26 protein-coding genes are annotated in these 21,730 nt (G+C 33.4%); 16 read left to right on the forward strand and 10 right to left on the reverse strand.

The features are described from left to right. Positions 1 to 204: 204 nt before the first annotated feature. Both ACZZ95_RS21775 and ACZZ95_RS21780 read right to left on the reverse strand, forming a co-directional pair. On the reverse strand, positions 205 to 489 hold the full coding sequence (locus tag ACZZ95_RS21775; RefSeq protein ID WP_463470647.1) for an Imm51 family immunity protein: 285 nt from the start codon (positions 487 to 489) through the stop codon (positions 205 to 207). 371 nt (positions 490 to 860) lie between these two features. Next, the gene (locus tag ACZZ95_RS21780; protein ID WP_095954650.1) at positions 861 to 1,472 is read right to left on the reverse strand and encodes a hypothetical protein; all 612 of its coding nucleotides are present in this window, start codon (positions 1,470 to 1,472) and stop codon (positions 861 to 863) included. Between the two features lie 919 nt (positions 1,473 to 2,391). Between ACZZ95_RS21780 and ACZZ95_RS21785 the strand changes: the two genes are divergently transcribed. Continuing rightward, the gene (locus ACZZ95_RS21785; protein WP_463470648.1) at positions 2,392 to 2,610 is read left to right on the forward strand and encodes a hypothetical protein; all 219 of its coding nucleotides are present in this window, start codon (positions 2,392 to 2,394) and stop codon (positions 2,608 to 2,610) included. A gap of 244 nt (positions 2,611 to 2,854) precedes the next feature. Here ACZZ95_RS21785 and ACZZ95_RS21790 read toward each other — a convergent pair whose 3' ends face one another. Beyond that, on the reverse strand, positions 2,855 to 3,610 hold the full coding sequence (locus ACZZ95_RS21790) for a hypothetical protein (protein WP_463470649.1): 756 nt from the start codon (positions 3,608 to 3,610) through the stop codon (positions 2,855 to 2,857). A 780-nt stretch (positions 3,611 to 4,390) separates the two neighbouring features. Between ACZZ95_RS21790 and ACZZ95_RS21795 the strand changes: the two genes are divergently transcribed. From ACZZ95_RS21795 to ACZZ95_RS21835, 9 genes are all read left to right on the forward strand, one after another. Further along, a complete protein-coding gene (locus ACZZ95_RS21795; protein ID WP_463470650.1) occupies positions 4,391 to 4,993 on the forward strand; it encodes a response regulator in 603 nt (200 codons plus the stop codon). A 187-nt stretch (positions 4,994 to 5,180) separates the two neighbouring features. After that, positions 5,181 to 6,131: an aminoglycoside 6-adenylyltransferase gene (locus ACZZ95_RS21800; RefSeq protein WP_463470651.1), complete on the forward strand. Its 951-nt coding sequence runs from the start codon at positions 5,181 to 5,183 to the stop codon at positions 6,129 to 6,131. Then, positions 6,113 to 7,228: a DegT/DnrJ/EryC1/StrS family aminotransferase gene (locus ACZZ95_RS21805; RefSeq protein ID WP_463470652.1), complete on the forward strand. Its 1,116-nt coding sequence runs from the start codon at positions 6,113 to 6,115 to the stop codon at positions 7,226 to 7,228. Before ACZZ95_RS21800 ends, ACZZ95_RS21805 begins: the two co-directional genes overlap by 19 nt. Beyond that, positions 7,221 to 7,718 (forward strand): NUDIX hydrolase, encoded by a 498-nt coding sequence (locus tag ACZZ95_RS21810; protein WP_463470653.1) that lies wholly within the window; start codon positions 7,221 to 7,223, stop codon positions 7,716 to 7,718. The genes ACZZ95_RS21805 and ACZZ95_RS21810 overlap by 8 nt, the downstream gene beginning before the upstream one ends. Further along, complete coding sequence (locus tag ACZZ95_RS21815) at positions 7,702 to 8,736, forward strand: Gfo/Idh/MocA family protein (protein WP_463470654.1); 1,035 nt, start codon at positions 7,702 to 7,704, stop codon at positions 8,734 to 8,736. Before ACZZ95_RS21810 ends, ACZZ95_RS21815 begins: the two co-directional genes overlap by 17 nt. Then, positions 8,718 to 9,503: an HAD-IIB family hydrolase gene (locus tag ACZZ95_RS21820; RefSeq protein WP_463470655.1), complete on the forward strand. Its 786-nt coding sequence runs from the start codon at positions 8,718 to 8,720 to the stop codon at positions 9,501 to 9,503. The genes ACZZ95_RS21815 and ACZZ95_RS21820 overlap by 19 nt, the downstream gene beginning before the upstream one ends. Next, positions 9,500 to 10,336, forward strand: coding sequence for a hypothetical protein (locus tag ACZZ95_RS21825; protein ID WP_463470656.1), 837 nt, complete (start codon positions 9,500 to 9,502; stop codon positions 10,334 to 10,336). Before ACZZ95_RS21820 ends, ACZZ95_RS21825 begins: the two co-directional genes overlap by 4 nt. 3 nt (positions 10,337 to 10,339) lie before the next feature. Next, entirely contained in the window at positions 10,340 to 11,047 is a 708-nt protein-coding gene (locus ACZZ95_RS21830) for an MATE family efflux transporter (RefSeq protein ID WP_463470657.1), read from the forward strand. Then, complete coding sequence (locus ACZZ95_RS21835) at positions 11,043 to 11,690, forward strand: MATE family efflux transporter (protein ID WP_463471738.1); 648 nt, start codon at positions 11,043 to 11,045, stop codon at positions 11,688 to 11,690. Before ACZZ95_RS21830 ends, ACZZ95_RS21835 begins: the two co-directional genes overlap by 5 nt. A 727-nt stretch (positions 11,691 to 12,417) precedes the next feature. On the opposite strand, the gene ACZZ95_RS21840 is transcribed toward ACZZ95_RS21835, so the two are convergent. The 3 genes from ACZZ95_RS21840 to ACZZ95_RS21850 all read right to left on the reverse strand — a co-directional run bounded on the left by ACZZ95_RS21840 (position 12,418) and on the right by ACZZ95_RS21850 (position 14,510). Next, positions 12,418 to 12,582, reverse strand: a complete 165-nt coding sequence (locus ACZZ95_RS21840) for a hypothetical protein (protein ID WP_463470658.1) — start codon at positions 12,580 to 12,582, stop codon at positions 12,418 to 12,420. Beyond that, positions 12,579 to 13,151 (reverse strand): zeta toxin, encoded by a 573-nt coding sequence (locus ACZZ95_RS21845; RefSeq protein ID WP_463470659.1) that lies wholly within the window; start codon positions 13,149 to 13,151, stop codon positions 12,579 to 12,581. Before ACZZ95_RS21845 ends, ACZZ95_RS21840 begins: the two co-directional genes overlap by 4 nt. Positions 13,152 to 14,135: 984 nt before the next feature. After that, the gene (locus ACZZ95_RS21850; RefSeq protein ID WP_463470660.1) at positions 14,136 to 14,510 is read right to left on the reverse strand and encodes a winged helix-turn-helix transcriptional regulator; all 375 of its coding nucleotides are present in this window, start codon (positions 14,508 to 14,510) and stop codon (positions 14,136 to 14,138) included. Between the two features lie 186 nt (positions 14,511 to 14,696). Here ACZZ95_RS21850 and ACZZ95_RS21855 point away from each other — a divergent pair, with 186 nt between their 5' ends. The 3 genes from ACZZ95_RS21855 to ACZZ95_RS21865 are packed head-to-tail and all read left to right on the forward strand — an operon-like array spanning position 14,697 to position 15,840. Next, positions 14,697 to 15,419: an SDR family oxidoreductase gene (locus tag ACZZ95_RS21855; RefSeq protein WP_463470661.1), complete on the forward strand. Its 723-nt coding sequence runs from the start codon at positions 14,697 to 14,699 to the stop codon at positions 15,417 to 15,419. After that, positions 15,394 to 15,480 (forward strand): hypothetical protein, encoded by an 87-nt coding sequence (locus ACZZ95_RS21860; protein WP_463471739.1) that lies wholly within the window; start codon positions 15,394 to 15,396, stop codon positions 15,478 to 15,480. Before ACZZ95_RS21855 ends, ACZZ95_RS21860 begins: the two co-directional genes overlap by 26 nt. A 36-nt stretch (positions 15,481 to 15,516) precedes the next feature. Then, the gene (locus ACZZ95_RS21865) at positions 15,517 to 15,840 is read left to right on the forward strand and encodes a nuclear transport factor 2 family protein (RefSeq protein ID WP_463470662.1); all 324 of its coding nucleotides are present in this window, start codon (positions 15,517 to 15,519) and stop codon (positions 15,838 to 15,840) included. A 418-nt stretch (positions 15,841 to 16,258) separates the two neighbouring features. Here the strand turns inward: ACZZ95_RS21865 and ACZZ95_RS21870 are convergent, their stop codons facing one another. The 4 genes from ACZZ95_RS21870 to ACZZ95_RS21885 all read right to left on the reverse strand — a co-directional run bounded on the left by ACZZ95_RS21870 (position 16,259) and on the right by ACZZ95_RS21885 (position 19,990). Continuing rightward, the gene (locus ACZZ95_RS21870; protein WP_463470663.1) at positions 16,259 to 16,777 is read right to left on the reverse strand and encodes an STM3941 family protein; all 519 of its coding nucleotides are present in this window, start codon (positions 16,775 to 16,777) and stop codon (positions 16,259 to 16,261) included. 916 nt (positions 16,778 to 17,693) lie between these two features. Continuing rightward, the gene (locus ACZZ95_RS21875) at positions 17,694 to 18,530 is read right to left on the reverse strand and encodes a carboxypeptidase-like regulatory domain-containing protein (RefSeq protein ID WP_463470664.1); all 837 of its coding nucleotides are present in this window, start codon (positions 18,528 to 18,530) and stop codon (positions 17,694 to 17,696) included. Positions 18,531 to 18,743: 213 nt separating this feature from the next. After that, complete coding sequence (locus tag ACZZ95_RS21880; RefSeq protein ID WP_463470665.1) at positions 18,744 to 19,292, reverse strand: erythromycin esterase family protein; 549 nt, start codon at positions 19,290 to 19,292, stop codon at positions 18,744 to 18,746. A 41-nt stretch (positions 19,293 to 19,333) separates the two neighbouring features. Then, positions 19,334 to 19,990 (reverse strand): hypothetical protein, encoded by a 657-nt coding sequence (locus ACZZ95_RS21885; protein WP_463470666.1) that lies wholly within the window; start codon positions 19,988 to 19,990, stop codon positions 19,334 to 19,336. Positions 19,991 to 20,515: 525 nt separating this feature from the next. Here ACZZ95_RS21885 and ACZZ95_RS21890 point away from each other — a divergent pair. The 3 genes from ACZZ95_RS21890 to ACZZ95_RS21900 are packed head-to-tail and all read left to right on the forward strand — an operon-like array spanning position 20,516 to position 21,439. Further along, positions 20,516 to 20,644, forward strand: a complete 129-nt coding sequence (locus ACZZ95_RS21890) for a hypothetical protein (protein WP_463470667.1) — start codon at positions 20,516 to 20,518, stop codon at positions 20,642 to 20,644. Positions 20,645 to 20,649: 5 nt separating this feature from the next. Continuing rightward, positions 20,650 to 21,246 carry a DUF2490 domain-containing protein gene (locus tag ACZZ95_RS21895; RefSeq protein WP_463470668.1) on the forward strand — a complete coding sequence of 199 codons (597 nt, stop codon included), beginning with the start codon at positions 20,650 to 20,652 and terminating at the stop codon, positions 21,244 to 21,246. Continuing rightward, positions 21,233 to 21,439, forward strand: coding sequence for a DUF2490 domain-containing protein (locus ACZZ95_RS21900; RefSeq protein ID WP_463470669.1), 207 nt, complete (start codon positions 21,233 to 21,235; stop codon positions 21,437 to 21,439). The genes ACZZ95_RS21895 and ACZZ95_RS21900 overlap by 14 nt, the downstream gene beginning before the upstream one ends. Positions 21,440 to 21,730: the final 291 nt, after the last annotated feature.

A 21,730-nucleotide genomic window follows, 5' to 3' on the forward strand; every position in this document is an offset into this window, starting at 1 on the left:
AATACTGGTGTAACGCACTGCAGAATTTTAAAATACTTTCTGATACAGTATTTCAGTTGTAACTTCTTTTTTTGGATAAATTAAGCCCATTATTTCGATTTGCCACCCGAGCGATAGCGAACAGGCGAAGCCGATCATTCAAATACAAAACTGACTTTCCGTTAAGCTAATTGCCCAAATCCGTTGTAGGCGCTGTGCGCCGTATTATTTTAGGTCTTGATTCCACTTAATTAGTTTTCCGTCAGTTTTTATTTTCTCTAACAGCGCAGATTCATTTTCCATTAATTCTATTATTATATCGATTAATTTGTTTGCTTTTTCTTCATTTTCTGTACTATAACTATAAAAAGCAATATACATTCCAGCTTCCGGATCTGTTTCCATATTCGGCAAAACATCTGGATGATTTTTTTGGAGATAATAATTTATAAAGGCGTCCCAATCATTACCGTTCATAAGCGCTACATTTGGAAATAATAAAGTTACCATTTTTCCAAAAGTGTTACTTACACTTTTCTTAATTTTTTTCCCATTTCTATAACTATGTATTGTTCAGTAAAGAAACATATAGATATGCTTTTAGGATTCTCGGTTATTGCTTTTTTTATGTAGTCAGCCATCAATTAAATTCTATCTGTTTTTTGGTTTTAGATTTATACCGCTTGTTCTGAATATGGCATACAAACGTTCTGTTACTATTCAGGGGGTTTGGGACTAAATTAAGCCTATTTTTCTTATTTGACATCCGAGCGATAGCGAACCGGCGAAGCCAATCATCACAAATACAAACCATCTTTCCATTAAGCAAAATGCCTAAATCCGTTGTAGGCTGTTATGTGTAGTCTTTCTTTCTTCCGTCATTATAGTTCGTTTTTTACCCAACCAATAAAGCGGTCAAATAGTCCTTTCTTTTCAATGTGGTCAATTGTCGTCGAACCACTTTCAATAACTTCACCTTTGTCGTTATTAGTAACGATTTGTCGTTTCATTATTCCAAGTTGATTTAGTTTGAAATTTTCAACGTCAATTTCGATGTAGCATGACTTTTCAATTTTCTCTTCTTCGTCAGTTCCTTCAAGTCCGTTGAACCAATCATCAACTTTTTTGTCTTTGCGTAATTGTCTGTAAACGTGATTTTTTATTTCAGTATCATAAACATTTATTGGTTTAAGGTCATTCAGTTTTTTTAGTAGGCCAAATGTTTGGTCGATAACAGTTTTTGGACTAACCACAGAAAACCGCAAACTAAAATCTGATAGTTCTGTGTCTGTCGGAGCTAAAATGCAATGTCCCTCAGTCAAACCATTTTCAGTACGTAACTCAAAGTAGTAAGATCCATAATTTTTATCTGTTCGCTTTTCAAATTTTTCAATCAAATGAGTCATTCCAATTTTGTCAAACACCCTAACAATGTCTTGCTCCAAAAGAGGCTCTTTGAATTCAATATTGAAAAGATATGCTTCTAATCCCATAGTCCGTCTGTAAGGTTACACATAACTTATTTATATATGTTACAAAACCACACAAAGCCATCCAAATTTGAGCGACGATGTGCGATAAATTTCACACATTATTTATTTTCAAATATATCTTTTTTTTCACCGCAAATTTTCAAAATAACTTTTAATTTGAGTCATGACTCTAACATGCATTTTACCACTCATCAATTCATTAGAAAATCAAATGACGATTAAATCTTCCTCCCTCTCAAATTAACAAACCTCTCCCAGCCATCTCTCCATAACTGGTTAAAATCAAAAAAAAAAAATATGAAAAAGTAAAAAATGCCTATAACTAAAGAAAGAAAATACTGGTTTCTTCAATCTCTTTCCTAAACCACCCTCCACCCTATACTATAAATTATTTCCAAAAGAAAAAACGAAAAAAAAGAAAGGCCAGATCAAGCGTTATAGCAGATGCGCAGTGCTATAAGTCCCGAAGGGCGGACAAAGGAAACGAAGTCCGTTATGCGCACGCAAGCAGACGCAATGGCACTATCTTGGTCGCCCTTTTTAGCCGTTTGGAATAAAAACTGGTGCTAAACAACCAACTGCAATCCATCTGCTTTGTGTTATCAAACAGCAGGCACCGCCTTTGACTTAAGTAAGAATTAAATAGGACGATAGGTTATTTTTGTGGCAGAATCATAGCACAGCTGTAGTTTAAAAATAGAAAACGATAAAATCAACACCTGACGAATTTAGATTCGAAACTATATTAGCAACCATCTCATAAACTACACTATAAACCCAACGTCCAGTCGCTAATGATCTCACCGATTAAAAACAATCTGAAAAAATAAACAGAGAAAATCACAAATAAAAAAATCTAAAGAGAAACAACTAACTAAAAAAATCATTAAATTTAAAAGCATTTAAAAAACAATCAATTATGATTAAATTTTGGTCCATTACAATTTTGATTTTTGCTGTTTCCACTTATTTAATTTCTAAATTCACCTTAAAGTCTTACAGAAACGAAACAGGGGAAAGAATCTGGAGATATGGATATGGAAGATCCACGTATTGGCGTGTACTTACTTTGTGCAGTATTGCAATAACAATTCTAACAATGTTTGTACTTTATTGGATAGGAATTCCTATTGTCTAAAAATTCACGCTGGCGCGCATGTTACGATAGTGATTACTAAGAGATCTAATAAAAAAACAGGCTTAGATTTCTTACCAAAGGCAGATTAGAGCATATATAATATTCCATACAAACCAATATAATACCCACTAAGAGAACCTTCACTTTCTCTCAGCAAATTAATTAAGTCCTACAGTCAATATTAAAATCTTAACTTACACTATATCTGCCTTTATTAAAACGCACTACAAAATCTAGTCCCAGCTTACAATCCAGGCATTACCTGAATACCAACGACCACTTTATTACTTCTTATTTTTTCATCACTTCCAAAAGCATTTACAATTGCTGAGAGTCGAAACTGGTTTAATATGGTAACACCAGCAATTAATTTCCCATTTACAAAAGGCTTTTGTTTATAGAGGCCAAGATTACTATAAAACTCATTGGTTCCTACCGTGTAAGTTGCATTACCTTGAAGAAAAAAATTGAATTTTTTATTATCTGAAGAAATACCCAAATAGGCATTCAGTCCGAATGTTCCATTTCCTGTCGAAGTATTTACATTACTGCTGAAGCCTTCTAAATCCATGGCACCTCTTAAATTAGCGTACCCATAAAATGTAATCTGATCTCCATTATTCTGGTTGGTTGTAAATACAGGCAGAATAATATTCAGGTAAAAATTACCTCCGCCATTTATTAAACGGCTGAAAGCTTCTTCTTCTGTTTGTTTTTTAGTCTGCTCGGCAGGAGTTTCCTCGGCAGTATCAGCCGCATCATTGTCCTTTGAGATAGAAAGAACACTGCCGAAAGAAACCCTGAAAGACCACATGTTATCAGTAATGACTTCTATTTGAACTGCTGATGCATCACTATTAGCATTTAATGCAAATGAATTCAGTAAAATAGTTTTATCTGTTTTTGTTGCAGTACATATCATGAAAAAACTTTCTTCTATTGACTTTCTTCCAAGTGGGAAAGAACCATGGAAATTTACCCAATGATGCCAGCTTTTCATCTCTTTCTACAATTAGCTTTTCAATCTCCTGCCTTTTTTAGATATTAATCTGTAAATAAAATCCATAGTCGCAAGAGTCAATTTTTCATCTAAGAGTTTTTTCGCATATATCTGTAAATGTTTATGCAATAATTAACCACCAACACATCTGACACATTACCTACATCGATAGAATCCTGTTCCGATTTTTCAGGAAGGTATTTCCTGTCTATTTTTTCTTTCACTTCAGCCAACAGCGAATGTCTTTTTTCTTCAACCTGTTTATAGTCGGCAGATCTGTGCACTACTCTCTAACTAACTTCCGCGAGATCAGAAAGATCTAAAAGCCTGCCGACACAACCTTTGCAATGCTACTCATCGGCTAAAGAAAACAAATCGGATTTTACACCTCATCCACCTGCACAAATCTAGTCGTACCAAATATAATCCCATACTTTTTTTCGCAGTAATTAAATTTAAAAAATAGGTGTTTATACTGTAGTCTTTTAAATTTTAAAGGAATTAATTTGCAAACTATTCCTATTAATTATGGGAAACCGTAAAAAAGAAACAAATCTCTTTTGTAAGTTTGGCTTCTCAAAATACAATCCCAAACAAGCAGAGGTTTGGGAAAATATTAATATTTATATCAATAAACCCTAAGCAATTTCAGGCACCTTAGCATAATTTCCCCTTATACAACCAAAACCAATCATTAAAATAAAATTTTCAAAAATTTAATTTATGCATCTCAATGTTCTTCTGGTCGACGACCATATCATAATTACAGATTTTTATAAAATGACGCTGAGCGGTCTTAAAGTCAACACCAAAATCACCACCGCAAATACATTGGAAGTCGCCTACAAATTTATTTTTACTAAAAGTCGGTTGCAGACGATAGACGTCATAATTTTAGATTTGAGCATGCCCCCTTACCGCGAAGAAAATATAGCTAACGGCGAAGATTTAGGAAAACTAATTCGCCTGAAATTCCCTAAAGTCAAAATTGTCGTCATATCCTCCTTATTCTCTTCAGTACAGATCGAGCGGATTACTGAAACATTTTCCCCTGAAGGATTAATCGAAAAAATTGATATAACCAATTCTGAGTATCTTTTGGACGCTGTCGATAAAATCACAAGAAATAAATCCTACAAAAGTGAAATGATAGAAAAAAGAATACAATCAAACATACTCAACGATACTAAATTCGACACCCTGAACAAACAAATCATCTCCCTTCTTTCTCAAGGGGTGAAGACAAAAAACCTTCCAAATCATCTTTCGATGACCTTGAGCGCTGTAAACAAAAGAAAATCAAAAATAAAGCAACTGCCGCATATAGAGCATGGCGATGACGAAGATATTGTAAAAGAATCCAAAAAGATCGGCATAATATGATCAATACCTTAACATAAAATCCAGCCCCCTTTTTTAAGGGGCTTTTTTATACTAAAAAACTGAGAAAAAGGCACAAAATGTACAGCAATACTTACTATTTTAATTTATAGGTTTGCGCTTTCAAATTTTAAACGGATTATTAAGATTCCATACAGTGATGGTATATGAACAGAAAGTCAGATAATAAATGAAAGAAGAGATAATTGAAAAACTAAAAATTTTAAGTAGAACCAATAAGGATATCTACTCAACAATTGTATTTGGATCGATAAGGGCAAAGGATGTATTCTCGGATATAGATGTCTTCTTCTTTACAAAGAAACCAAAGAAATACTTAACCGGAGATTCAAGCTGGCTCTCAGAAATTGGCACACCAATTTCTAAACTCGATATCATCAATCCCATAGAAAACATCATGATATCTAGAGTAATGTTAGATAATTATATGACTTTGGATATTATTCCGGTCGACTACTCGGAATTTAAAAAAGCAGATTTATACTTTACGCTCCACAAATATAATCTTACCTCGATTATTCCCGGAAAGACAAAAATAGGCATAGATGAAAACCTGCGAACTTTCTATCATTACATAAGAAACGAACATGCCGTAATATATGATAAGGGAAATGTAAAATCAATAGTCGATAAGATTCATACTCATTTTAATGCCGAGGAACATTGCGAATTCCTATACCAGGTAAATGAAGAAAAGTTTAAGCAAAACTACAACGAATTTTGGCAGTTAGCTTTTAAGACGATAGGAATGATTGTAAGGAACGAATTGTACTATGGAATCACAATCTACGACAACATTCTAAAAACCCGACTCATAGAATTAATAGAATGGTACACATATTCTTTTGAGAATAAGAATAATCTTCATTATAAAGGCAAAAATGTACAAAACTGGGCAAATGAGGATATTAAGAATGAATTAGCAAAAATTTTTGCTTTTGATAACCAGAAAAACGCGTATGAATCAGTCGTAATTTCAATCGGTTTGTATCAAAAATTAAGTCATCAGATTATACAGAAATATAATTTCGCAAATAACGAATTACTGGAAAAGAAAATAAAAGCTATAATAAATGAATATGAAATCGGATATGAAAAAAATTGGATAACTGTTATGTAAATATCACTGTCGCTGATATTGAGTTTATAAATGCCAGTATGAAAGACCAAATGATTTCTGGAAAGGGTCCCTACACGCCTTTATTTGAAGACAAGCTGGCTTCTTACTTTGGTACTGATCATTCCTTGACTTGTTCAAATGCCACTCTAGGCATATTGATGATCCTAATGCTTCTGGAAATTAAAGAAGGTGACGAAGTACTGTTGCCGGCGACCGCACCGATAATGTCCGTGCTACCCTTGATTTCCTTAAAAGCAAAACCTGTATTTGTTGATAATGAGGAAAACTCATTTAACCTGTGCATCAAGGACCTTAGCAAAAAAATTACAAACAAAACCAAATTATTGATAAATGTACCTATGTGGGGATACGCAAATAACATCGATGAGATTGCAAAAATTTGCAGTGACCAGGGAGTTAAGGTCCTGGAAGACAACTCGCATTGCCATGGGAGCAAACTGAAAGACACTTACTTAGGCGGTTTCGGTGATTATTCGGTTTTCAGTACACATGAAAGAAAGCTGGTTACAACCGGGGAAGGCGGATTTCTATTAATTAAAAGCGAAACGGACTATTTGAAGCTGAAGGAAATCAGATCTTTCGGTGAAGCCTACTCAATTGAGAGTACTGACCTGCAGTACGGCGGTTACGGTTTGTTTCTAGGACTTAACTTTAAACTCAGTTCTATAAATTCTGCGATAGGTATCACACAATTAGATAAATTAGAGTACAAAATCAAAAAAAGAACTGAAAACGCGAACTACCTAAAAGCCAATATATTGCCACTTACCCCTCGAATTTCTGAAATAAGAACTCTGGATAATTCGGTCAACAATTATTACTCCCTAGCGTTGTTGGTCGCTGAAAATGATAAGAGCGAAATAGAGAATTTGTTGATGCGGCAGAACATCATTTCAGATCCGTTGAGATACAAATATTGTCCGCTATATGATCTGCCGATTGTTTCCGGTACAAATAAGGACTGCTACAATTCTGAGAATCTCATTAATCAGATATTCACACTGCCTACGCATGAAGGTCTGGAAAGGAAAGATCTGGACAGCATGATTGAAATTATAAAAAAGTACTATGCTTAAACAATTTACCACCAGTGTGTTTATCATCAATAAGCACGAAAATGAATTAAAAATTTTACTGATTAATCACAAAAAGTTTAGTCGATGGATGGTTCCTGGAGGACATATCGAGCCTTTTGAAAATCAGATAGAGGGAGTAATCAGGGAGGCTAAGGAGGAGACTGGTTTAGATATAAAACTTTTCTCCTTTATTCATAAGGAAAAAAAAGTAAGCGATTCGGAGTGGCTTTTACCCCCAGAATTTTTTTATCAGCAATTAATACCCGGTTCCATCAAAGAAAGCGAACACTATCACTTGGATTTTGCGTACTTGTCCTTTGCCGTCCAATCGGAATTCATCTTCAACACCAGGGAGACAAAAGATATTAGGTGGGTGAGCTTAACTGATTCCATCAACTTAAATCTCTTCGAAGGTACCCGGAAAATAATCGAGGAACTAATACTAAAGTTTAACAAAAAAGAAAAAATATTATATGAGCAGAAAGGATAACAAAATCAAAGTGGGTTTAATTGGTCTAGGGGAGCAGATGCTCGATAACCTGTTGCCCTCAATTTTATTGACCAACAAATGTAACATAGTCTCGTTATGCGACATAAGTGAATTAGCTTTAAGGGAAATCGGAGAGAAATTAAACGTTGAAAACTTGTACTCCGACTACACAGAGATGATAATGGCTCAAGACCTTGATATTGTTTTTGTAGCCTCTACTCCTGAAGTGCATTATAACGTCATCAAATTATGTATCGCCAAAAGAATTGCCGTATTTATAGAGAAGCCACCTGTCAGAAATATTCTCGAGCTAAAAGACGTTCTCGAACGTAATGAGCAGGACGTTCTTATCGGAGTCGGAATGAATTTTAGTTACTCGGACTCGCACAACTCGATAACGGAATTGATAAGTGACAAGGACTTCGGAAAGCTGTCGTCAATAACCATTGAGCACTTATCCAGTAAACCCCTCGAACCGTTTTGGAATTTTGATTCGATCATAGAATCCTTCCTGCTGGCCCAATTGATACACCCACTAGATTATCTGTTGCGAATGGGTGGAAACTACAGCAAATTAAACGTCTTCTGTTCAAAGAACATCCAACCCTTTTTTCTGAGTCTTGTTATTGAATTTGAAAATGGAATAGTAGGACATATAAAGAGCGGTTCGTTTTATCCAAGATTTAAGCATCAAATTGAAATTACCAGCGAGAATGGAAATATTATCAATGTTGATGATCTCTCTAGAGTTGAAATTACCACCAAGAATATCGACCTACCTTTTAATATGAAGGGGAATAAGTGCAACATCATAAGCCACAAAAGTCCTTTGAAGTCCGGTTACAGTTCTGCTGGATACAGTAATGAGGTAACCGGTTTTCTGAAATCATACAAGGAAAATGTACCGTTTGAAACAAATCTAAAGAGTATGGTTAATACGTATTATGCACTAACAGAAATTCATGAAAAAATTTTAGAAATAACTTCTCCGCTGACAACATGTTCAATATCAAATTAATTTCCATTGATTTAGACGGCACCTTACTTAAGAATGACTTATCTGTCAGTACCAAGTGTATCCAGGCCATCAGGCATCAAAAAAAAAACAATGTAATAATAGTATTCAACACTTCCAGACCTCTTAAGCTACTGCCAGAAAAATTGTACGAGGAGTTTTATGATGATTATTGGATCCTTTCAAATGGAGGATTCTGTGTAAAATCCGGCATTAAAATATTTGAGAATCTAATAGAATCCGAGAGTGTTAAAAATCTAGCTCAATCATTTGCGACATTATACCAAAAAACTTTTTTTTCGATAGAATCTAACAATGAAATTTTTTCAAGCTATCAGAACCTGGAAAAATGTTCACAGTATTTTGCGCAACAAATAAGCGAGAAAGACATTGAAAAGAAAAGCATTACAAAATTCCTTATCATTGATGAAGGTGTGGAAACAATTTGCCTGCAGACTCTCAGATCATTCTTGCCTGTAAATGCGAAACTATTGGTTACAGATAATAATAAATACATTCAGATAATGCCTAAAATGGCTTCTAAGCTGATGGGGATTTTAGAATTGATCAAGGGTATGGATGTGTCCATGGAAAATGTGTTGTCATTTGGGGATGATTTGAATGATTATGAGCTGATCAAGCACTGTGGGATTGGAGTGGCAATGGAAAATGCTCATTGTGAAATTAAAAAAGTTTCAAAGTATATAACCAGATCAAATGAAGATAACGGCATATATCATTTCTTAAACAAAACAGTAAACCTTAAATGAAAAAAGAATTCGTATACACAGAATTATTAGTACAACTATCCTTGACAATCATAAAACCAATTATTTTTATTGTTGCTTCCATCCCCTTGGCAGTATCCATAATTTTTGAAAAAAAATTATCAGATATATCTTTTTTTATCAGCATCTCCATGTCCCTTTTACTGTTCCCCTTAATAACAATACTGCTGATAGCACTGGTGTTCAAATTGCTTCCAAATGTCCCAAATGGAAAACATAATTTTTTTACAAAACACTATTACATATGGCTTTTCAAAGATTTGATCCATGAGACGGTTGTGACGTCAGGCTTTTTAAACAACCTGGTTATCAGAATAAAACCGATAAGATATGTTTTTTATTCCATCATTGGAATGCCTAACAAGAGTCTTATCATTTTGGCAAATGATGTGCGAATACTGGATCCTGATAGGGTTCATATAGGTAAATTTACATTTATCGGTATCAATACAATACTGAGTGGTCACATAATCCGCTCTGGAAGATTGGTTCTTGAAAAAATTTGCATTGGAAACAATAATATAGTAGGTGCATTTTGTTCTGTTGCTTGCGGTGTAAAAACAGGAACCGAATGTAAAATAGACTCCTTTGTGACGTTGAACAACAATGTCACTATCGGAGACAATTCGGTAGTTTTGGGAAAATCCTTTATCGACAGCTACGTTAAAATCGGCAATAATGTAAGAATAGGTAAAGCTTGTATTATTGGCTCCAATACAGTTATTGAAGATAAGGCAATTATTGCTGACTATTTAAGGATAGGCAGTAATAAAATCATCAAAAGCGGTGAGGTTATTAAAACCGATATGTTGTAAATTATGTTATCACTCCTAAAGCAAAACATAAAACTTGCATTTCCAATTTTCACAGGCCAGCTGGCCTTTACCTTTATAAGTTTTATTGACAATATCATGATAGGCAGGCTAGGGGTCACATCACTATCTGCCTTTTCATTAAGCAATCATATTATATTTTTGGCTTTTGCACTAAATATCGGCTTTACTCTGATGTTCACCCCTCTTATTTCAGAAAAATATAATGTCAGCGACATTAGGGAATGTAAGAGTATTTTTTTTCACGGCTTAGTGATTTATACAATCTGGGGCATAATACTCTTTATCATACTCAAAATAGTATTTAGCAATCTTTCCAATCTGGGCCAATCACAAGAGGTAGTAAAAACGGCAAAACCCTATTACTCAATTTTGTTATATTCCTTTGTACCTGCTTTTTTGTTTCAAGCATTAAAACAATTTTCAGACGGTCTCAGTAAAACAAAAACAGCGATGTATTGTATCTTAGCCTCCGTTATTTTAAACATCTCGCTTAATTATTTTCTGATTTTTGGCAAGATCGGTTTACCCAGACTTGGTTTATTAGGCTCCGCAGTAGGTACATTGATATCTAGAACGTTCCTATTTGTGCTGTTCTTATTTTGCTTACTGAAGAATGACGACACCAAGATTTTTTTCCAAAATTTGTCTAGCCAAAAATTTAAATTAGGTCGTCGCAAAACAAATAATTAGTTTAGGTTCCTATTCAAGTTTTCAGGTTTTCTTCAAAATTGCTCTATTAACATCAAGTGTTATCATATCGGGAAAATTAAATGCCACTGCCCAAGCCTCCAATCAAATAATTTTAAGTATTTCATCACTGATGTTTGCCGTTCCTTTCAGTTTAGGAACAGCATCGGCAATACAGTCAAGCAAATTTTTAGCACAAAAAAATATTTTCAATTTTAAAAAATCCATTCAGTCATTTTTTATTCTATCCATTACGAGCTCTGTCATCTTTACCATAATTATTCAAATTTACAAGAATATAATACCCGCTTTTTATATAGATGACAAGTCAATTATCTTTACAGCGACGAATACATTTCTGTTTTTATCGTTATTTCAGGTCGTAGATAGTCTTGAAACAATAATTTTAGGTACACTCAAAGGAACAAAAGACACCTTTAAACCATTTTTTATAACCTTCACTTGCTACCTCATTTTTGCTATTCCTCTGTCATTTATTCTAGCCAAAACTAGCGGAATTACAGGATTATGGCTTGGTTTGACAGCTGGGGTGATCGGATCACTGTTTTTTCTACTATGTAGAATAAAAACGGTTATATCAAATTTTAAAAACTTGATTATTTCTGAAAATAAGGCTATTATGTAAAAACCTAGGCCACTTGACGAATCAGTAAACTTACGAACGCTGTCGGGAAACGTGGCTCAAAATCGTGGAAGTGAGCATTCCTGTTATAAATTTTAGAATTGTCTATTTTTTGAGCGAACATCAATCTACGACCTGCCTTAAAGTTAGATAGGAAAACAAAGTAGATCTTCCATAAATTGTCTGGGAATTTTTACCGCCGAGGTCAAAAAAGGTAAAATACTTTCAAAGGTATTTTACCTTTTTTATGCATTATCAAATATAAACAATTCAAAAGTCATCAGCTTGTTATTTTTTGTGTTTTTATTCCCCGATAAATCTAAGACCGGTTCATTATACTCCCCCTTCAAATTCCCAACAGCTAAAATACTATTTTAGATTCAGTATCATCATTACCCATCTATTAGTGAAAAATTACAAAAAGCTCCATTCCTCCACCTACTTCTCCTTCACCGGCCAAAATCAAACTAAATAAATCTTCAACAACTAAAAATAATCATTAAAAAAAGAAAAGAAAAAATCTAAAACTAACTAACTAACTAACTAACTAACTAACTAACTAACTAACTAACTAACTAACTAACTAACTTTTTAACAGCCTGTCCTTTTAAACAGATTCCCTAACCTGATCAATTTTACCGTCACCGGTCAAAATCATAATTAGAGAACATCTTAAAAGAAAGAAAGCTCTCATTTCTGAGAGCTTTCGAGTTTTATTGAAATACTGTTTTTATAAAGAGCTGGCCTTTATTCTTACGATTTCCCCATCCTTCATAACCACTAAATCGCTGTTATTTTTCTTTTTAAACTCAATTAATTTTTCAGAAACCTTATCCATTGCCTCTATAATCTTCTTCTGAGTCGGCGTCGTTGTTGTTTTATATTCTCCCATCATCTGTTATTTTTGATTTTATCTAACTTGATTTTATTTATAATCTCAATAGGATTACCTAATGTTTTTTGCGCTATCAATTCAGCTTTTACGGCTGTATTGTCAAAAATCAATGCCTCATTGACTATTGGCAGATATATATCAAATAAATTATTTATGCCGTTTTTATACCTTCGTTTAATAACATCGGTTTCAATGTTATGCCCTCCTTCCTGAACTCTTGTCTTAACCCTCTCGATAGCCAAGTCGACACTATCCAGCCAAAAAAATAGAAGCACAACTTTATAGCCTTTTTCCTGAGTCGCAATCACTTTCTGTTTATAGCTTTTTGTCGCTAATGTAGTTTCGAAAGCAAAGATCTCGTTATGGGCTAATAATTCATTTATTCTGTGAAGCATTATCCTTCCCGCTTCAAAGGCGACCTTTTCAGGCTGGAAAGGAGAAAGACCTTTGGCAATTTCGTCCGCATTTACAAACTCCTTACAATTCAGTATTTCGGGAAGTATTGTAAATGAAGCAGTAGTTTTACCAGCACCATTACAGCCAGCTATAATATAAAGATTTTTATCCATTATTACAAAGATAATAAATTACATTTTTAGTATTCGTTATTTACACTTTTAGTTTGCCAGCCAAATGCATTTACAATCTGCAGGCAGACGACAATATTATAAATTTTCATATTAATTTATTCTTAACTTCCCATCCATCTCCCCTTCACCGGCCAAAATCAATTAAAGAAATCTGTAAAAATTAAAAGCAAAAAATGAAGGAAAAAGAAATACCACAATCTAAAACTAACTAACTAACTAACTAACTAACTAACTAACTAACTAACTAACTAACTAACTAACTAACTAACTAACTAACTAACTAACTAACTAACTAAAGAAAGAAAGAAAGAAAGAAAGAACTGCTTTCTCCATTCTCTTTCATAAACCACCCTCCACCCTATACTATAAATTGTTTCCAAAAGAAAAAACGAAAAAAAAGAAAGCCCAGATCAAGCGTTAAAGCGGATGAAAAGTGCTATAAGTCCCGAAGGGCGGACAAAGGAAATGAAGTCCGTTATGCGCACGCAACAGACGCAATGGCGCTATCTTAGCCGCCCTTTTTAGCAGTTTGGAATGAAAAACATTATACAACTAATCAACTGCAGTACTTATTTAAAACAACATCATACCTGCATCAATGAATCATAAAGAAAACCAATAAATTCAGCTCACTCTGATCTCTTAATTTTTTTATATATTAATAAAATGCAAAATTAAATCCAACATTCCGATATGTCTTACAACATATACATTCTTGTGGATTAAAACCTTAAACAGAAGAAAAACAATTCAAAACAAAATCAATTATACTTTACTAAAAATCTTAGATACTCAAACTTTTAAAATTAGTTTAAGATGCATGGGTTTCGGCTATCCAGTTGCAAATTTCCGTTTGTGCACGCCTTGGTTTTCTATCATCAGCAATCTCCAATTCATTAATCCCTTCGCTGTTTACAGTTCTTCTTTTTCTATTATCTTCCAGTTGCATTTCAATTATCGTATTTATTTCTCCAATATGTTTTTCATCGTGTAATGGAAAGCTACCTTAATTCTTCTGTTTAAAAATGAAATCATTCCAAACGTTTCAAAATTAGGTCGCGTAAACAGTCGCTCATGCTCATCTCCCCAATTTCCTATAGCTGAAATTACAGGGATTAGCGTTTTACCAAAATCTGTGAGACTGTATTCAACTTTGGGAGGCACAACAGGATAAATAACTTTTGACACTAGTTCATGTTCCTCTAATTCCTTCAGTCGCATATTTAAAACCCTGCGTGAAGCATCAGGTATTTTACGCTGCAGGCTCACTTGGTCTTTTATGTCCCTGATCGATAAACCAAAGCAAGCGTATCTTCCATTTACCGTAAAGTACTTCACCTATTAGATCAAGACCACAGTTTAAGTTCGGTATTGTTTTTCTTTCATACATATTGCAAAATTAACATATATCCTAATTTGTACAATAGGGGAAAAATTTATCCCTATATGAATCGTAACTCCGTACTTGTGAGGAACTAACGTACTTCCGAGATTTGTACAAAGAAATTTAAAATACGCTATACGATGGATTATCAAAATGAATTATCAGGCAAGATTGCCTTAGTAACGGGAGGTACAAAAGGAGCTGGAAGGGCAATTGCAGAAAGACTCCTGCAAGCGGGCGCCACAGTAATTATTACTGCCAGAAACGACGCAGAAAAAGAAAACAACAAACTGCATTTTATTTCTTCTGATCTAAGTACCGCAAAAGGAGCAGAAAAAGTAGTTGGTGAAGTTTTGTCTACTTATGGGAGACTGGACATTCTTGTCAACAATCTTGGTTCTTCAACAACACCCGCTGGCGGTTTCAGTGCGTTAACTGATGAAGATTGGATATCAACCCTGCAGGCTAATTTACTTGCCCCTGTAAGGCTTGACAGGGGATTTTTACCGCAGATGATCGAGCGTAAAAATGGTGTTATTATTCACATCGCTTCCATCCAGGGCATACTGCTGCTATACGACTCTACTCTGCCCTACGCGACTTCGAAAGCAGGATTGATCAATTACAGTAAAAGTTTATCGAAAGAAGTTACGCCAAAAGGTGTCCGCGTGCTGACTGTTTCGCCAGGATGGATAAATACAACAGCATCGACAGCCTGGCTGGGCGAGATCGCAAGAAATTCAAACAGCACTGTAGAAGAAGCGCTGACAGGGTGTCATGGACGCATTGGGCGGAATACCTTATGGCAGGCCTGCCCAGCCGGAAGAAGTAGCCGAATTGGTTGGCTTTTTGGTTTCACCTAGAGCCAGTTACTTAACAGGGACAAATTTTGTCATTGACGGCGGAACGGTACCAACAATTTAAAAAATAAATAAATAAATAAATAAATAAATAAAGATCATGGAATTACCACAAGTAGTAGAGCGTTTCATTGAAACGCGACACATTTTCGACAGCAAGGCCTTCGCGGCATGTTTCACCGAATCTGCCATCGTTCATGACGAGGGAAAAACCCATAATGGCAAAGAAGAAATTCAACAGTGGATCACGCATGCAATGGAGGAGTATAAATCTGTGCTGGAACCAATAAATTATGAGCAATCTGCGACAAAAGGCGTCCTGACAGCAAATGTTTCCGGCACGTTTCCCAGCGACCCTATCACGCTGAAATTTCATTTTAATATTGATAATGGAAAAATTCAGCAGTTAAAAGTAACGGAGTAACAGTTAAAAGAGAGTGACTAATTATTTAGAAACTCTCTTCAATAAAATTTTAAAGTATAAGTTATTGCACAGCTGTAGAACATTTGCAAGCTGAAGAAGAAAAAACACTGCATAACAATTATCACGATAATTAGTACCATTTTCCATCGCATGATGACAACGAATTATTCTGCAGGAATCGATAGTTAGCTCCTTTTAGCAGACTCAGCAATTATATATGACAAACTAAAGATAAATGCGGCTATAGAAAATGCAAAAGTGCTTCTTATTCTTCTTCTAGACATAATATTAATACTTGTGTATAACCAGACAGACTTAAATTATGTTCAACTAAATATTTCTTATCAACCAAAAAAGCCTCAAAATCATGAGATTTTAAGGCTTTTCAATTTATATACTTTAATAAAAAAATATAATATTATTTTTTCCAGTATTTAAAAAACAGATCATATAGTTGTTTTGCGTCAATATCTATTTCTGAAGCAGAGTACATTAAATTCAATTGTGAATTTTGTTCGTCGTAAGCCATTTTCCACATAAATTTTGAAATACGCCCCACATATTTATCAGTATTCCCAACGGTAGTAATCACTAAAGTATCACCTCCTGTTTTCTGTAATTGGATATCAGTTACATCTGACCATTCTACTCTGCCAAATGCTTTGGATAAAGGAGTTGTTTTTCCATAAAAACCAGTTGGATCAAATTGAATCAATGGGGTTTTATCCCTTACTCCTGCAATACTTTTAAACATAAGGAAAACCATAATTAAAAAAGCGACACCTGAAAAAATGGTCGCCTTTATTTTTAATATACCATCAAAAATCCCTATGCCATATAATAATACTATAATTAATATAAGGCTGACAGAACTGGCATAAAAAAGTAAATTTCTCGTTTTTTTAGCGTCACGGTATAATTTTGTTTCTTCATTCATGGATTGTAGTGAAAATTTTATTTGTTATTGGAATAATTATGAAGATACAATTTAAGGCAAAAATTTTAGAAATAGAAATTAGGTTTGTTCTTCCTCAACTTTTCATTTAATAACCTCCAACTCAATAGGCGTCACCATCATCGGCCATAATTAAAAAAAAATCTAAGGGAAACTGAAGAGAACTCAATCCAGAAAGAACACAATCCAAAACTAACTAAGAAAAGAAAGAAAGAAAGAAAGAAAGAAAGAAAGAAAGAAAGACTCATTACTTCAACCACATCACTTATCCTTCACTTCACTTATGCTTCGATCCATTTAAAAAAAAATGCTTTCCAAAGAAAAAACGAAAAAAAGAAAGCCCAGATCAAGCGTTAAAAGCGGTACGCGCAGTGCTATAAGTTCCGAAGGGCGGACAAAGGAAATGAAGTCCGTTATGCGCACGCGGCAGAAGCAATGGCGCTATCTTGGCTTCCCTTTTTAGCCGTTTGGAATGAAAAGTGATACTAAACAAATAACTGTATTCCTCTGCATTTTGTCATCACACCCCATACACCGCTTTTGACTTAAGTAAAAATGGAATAAAACGATAGGTTATTTTTGGGGAAAAATCATGGTACAGCTGTAGTGGAATGAATACCTTTAGTGCCACAAATAGTTAGGGCGGTTTTCTAGGATAATTTACCAGTTGAAGTTTCGTGTCAGAATCGCGGTGTACCAATATTGTAAAAATAGAAAACGAATTATAGTAGCGGATCCAGCAGTTAGCTTTGAATCTGCGGCTCTTCACTAGCCAGAAGAAAATTTCAAACTTGCGTTAGCCTTTTTGCTCGCAAGACCCTGTCATATTTAACAAGACAAAAACCATTTACCCCTTATCCTATTGGTACGCATCATTCTTACTTATAACTGTCATTTTTTATTTTTCTATCATTACATCAACATTAATTGAAGGCTCTCCTCCTGAAAATTTTTTCCATTCCCCTAAATATTTTCTGTAATAAGTATCTTTTGAAAAGGCAAAAATATTACCGCCAAAGGAGAGTCTTCCTTTAAAATCTTCTGCTATACGCACTAAAATAAAAAAATCTTTATCACTCCAAATATTTTTATCAGATAAATTTAAAGATATTTTCTTGTCTTTTAAATCACTTTCGGTTACTGTCAACGTTAAAGGTTCATTTATTAAAGACTGTGCATCATCTGGAAAACCATTTTTTTCTCCTTGTATGTCAAAAATAAAAGTAACAGCTTTTTTAAATTTGTAATCAACAATATTAATATTTATGTTTTTTACCTGGAGTCTTTTTTTGTTTTTAATTTTTATTGCATGTTCACTATTTACATCATTTGGGTCATTTGAATCAAAACCCCAATATGACCTTTTTGAATTGGAAGTACCGATATTCTTAAGGACATATTTTTTTGGGTTGATTACTACCGGCTCTAGATTTATAATCTTTTTCTTTAATATAATAGTATAATTTTGAGATTTGATAAAATCAGAAATCATAATTTTAAAGGGATCATATGCGACACCTATGACTTTTATGTTTTTGTTTTGGTCAATGTTAGTTAAGTCTATAGTATAATTTCCATTTGTATCTGTTATATTACCAATCTCTTCGTTTTCAATTCCGACTCTAACTGCAGAGATTGGATTACTATTTTCATCTAAGATTTTTCCTGAAATTTTTTGAGCGTGAAAAGTAATTGTAATTAAAATAAATGCTATTGTAACTTTAATTTTCATCATATCTATTTTTTTGAAATAACAGCGATAAACATAAGTGTTTGTGGCAAAACCACCAAGTAACCTAAATTGTGGTCACTAGGTGTACTAAGTATCAGGCAATATTTGTTTCCAAATAGGAAGTTTTTTTATAACAATCCTAAAATCTCATAAGCGCTTGCTTTGCGCCCAGTTTTAATCGTTATATGTATCTTTTTTTTGTAAAAAGGTTAAGTATCAATTTTCACTATTTCTTTCTGTAATTAAATGCTCCTCTTTGATATAAAAATAAGCATCAACTACCTTTGTTAAATCCATTATAAAAGATTTTGAACCAATTATATTTGATTTATCCAGCTTGTTTTCAGTGATGATTTTTGGAACTTCTAAGTTTCTCAACGGGATATATGCGTAATGACAATGGTAAGTGTCATTTACAAACTTTTCTAAACTTCCTTCTTTACTTCTTATCTTATGTTTGCCCAATCCTAAATATCCTTTTATTCCAATTGTTCCACTAAAGGGTGTAAAGGCAATTGTGTAATAGCTTTCTTGAAATTCACTCCTTAAGTACTGCCCCATAAATTGGTCATTATATAAATTTTTACTTTTATGCTCAATTAATTCTGGTTTGTCGTGCAAGTGAAGCGTTGCGACCCATAAAATTACCTTTTTATCTTTATACAAATTATTGGTAAAAAAACTTACATTTTTTGCCATTTGCTTATCCCTAACATTATAGTTTACATAGCTTGTCCTGTATAAAGCTTCCAAATTCTCGGTCATTAGATTCCAAAAGGAATAGTAAGCGGCGTCATTTTTATTTTCTACTTTTTTAAAATATTTTTTATCTCACTAAATTTATGGAACAAAACCAAAGTGTCTTGAGGAGGTATTTTTTCTTCCGAAAAAGAGTTTCTCACATTTGTAGTGATTATTTTTATAAAAGAACTATCGATCTCTACATTAGAATTCGATTGAATATTTAATTTTTTAATAAAATTACAATAATCAGTAACTAAAAAATCTGTTTGATTTGGAAAAGTACGCATATCAAATCCCGTGCAAATCAACGGCCGGGTTGTTTTTCTTGTCGTAATTACATAATCAAAAAGCTCGTCTAATTCTTTAGTATACCAAATACTAGATAAATTATTGAAAATTTCCTCTTTTGGATATTTTCCAATTGTAATCGTGTCGCTTATTTTGTATAAACTGTACATTGGCGATTCAAAAGCAATGATGTCAAAGCCACAATTTTCGTGCAGATACTTTATTAATTTTACTTTTGCTGTATATGTTTGCCCCATTAAATGGGAAGCTTCTCCTAAACCCACAATTTTAACATCCTTCAACTCTTCTTTTAAGAAATGTAATTTATTAAAAGAAGCTTGATCAAATTCTTGATTTGAAATTGGTGTAATCTGTTTTGAATAAGATTTAAATAAAGAGATTAAAACTACTAAATAAATTATTTTTTTCATAAATAGATTGTTGAACTCATTATGTTTCTAGAAACTGACGCAAAACATCAGTCTTTAAAAAGACTACATTGAACAGAAACAAATATAGCAAAGTAGTGATGTAAAACAGTTTTTTTTGATTCTAAAATACACATATCCAAGGAATTGAAACTATAAGACGTATATTTCAAGTTTGCAATATACAATAATCCAGACAATCAGGTTCAATCTGTAGATACTTGTGTGCCTTCTTAGATTTATCTTACCTTATTTTGCCATTTAAATACTCGTAAACAATAGTCATCTGATTAATAATACTTAAGGTATCCTAAAATCTTTATATAGTTATCCCAATAGAATAACATGTGCATTGAACAACTTTTTTGCGACAAAATGCTAATGAATAACTTATAGTCTAAATCATTAGATTATATTTATTTTGCAAAATAGTTTAACTCGCAAACCTTTAACCGATTTAATTATATATATATTCGATTATAATCCTCAAAAAATGATAAATTTGTAAAATACGTGTTGGAAAACAATATGCTTTATATTTGGGATCAAATTCTCAAAAAGAGCCCAATTCCTAAAGAAATGGAAGATAAAGTAGAAATAAAAATTGTAGGTGTATTTTATAATTTGACAGACGGAACACTTGAATTTTTAAAATAATAAGCATGAAAAATTATTTATTGGCATACCTTTTTTTTATTAGCGGTTTACAAGCGGTAGTCGGACAGCATAATCGTATTACTACAAACAACAACATTGGATGGTATAATTTTTTTGGAACATTTAAGATCTCAGAAAAATTTGGAATACATACTGAATACCAATGGAGAAGAAATGAAATAATTACCCAATGGCGACAAAGTTTACTAAGAGCTGGCTTAAATTATAACTTAAATGCAAGAGTTCAATTCCGGGTTGGTTATGGCTGGATTGAAACCTATCCGTATGGAGAAATTCCCCTAAATGGTATGGGAAGAGATTTTACAGAACATAGAATTTTTGAAATGGTACAGCTGAATCATAAAGAAGGAAGTGTTGATTTTTCGCACAGATTTATGTTAGAACAAAGATTTGTAGGACGTTACAGTTCACTAAATGAGACAAAAGAAGACGAATTTCCGTTATTAAACAGGATTCGATATATGATAAGAGTTCAGGTGCCTTTAAAAGGAAATGAGATTAAGGACAAAACACCCTATTTGGCTTTTTATGACGAAATTTTTATTGGCTTTGGAAAAAAATGTGAATATGAACGTTTTTGATCAAAACAGGATTGGACTTTTATTAGGCTACAGGTTTAATAAAAATATACGTATTGAAGGAGGTTATCTCAATCAAGCCGTACAGCTGGGAAGACAAATAGATGAAAAAAGTGTTTTTCAAAACAATAATGGAATAATATTGAATACCAACTTAAATTTTGACCTGACCAAAACAAATAAGTCCATTGAATAGAACTGATTAAAATTGCATAGAAAAGCTAAAAGTGTTACTTCAACTATCATACTATGTGGAAAAAAAGTAACTAAGAAAACACAAAAATGCCAGTCGTCAAGGAAATTGGAAAGGGATCCGTATGTCTTTTTTTTTTTAATTCAAATGTGCCCAAACCGTTATGATCTGCGGCTGGGCTTGGGATCAAAGTAAGCCTTGCCCTATGATTTACTACCCATTGATACCGAATAGACAAAGCACATCATCAGCTTTCCAGAAGCCTTATACATACATAAGTTGCAGTAATTCTTA

Source organism: Flavobacterium sp. AC267 (assembly GCF_979258715.1).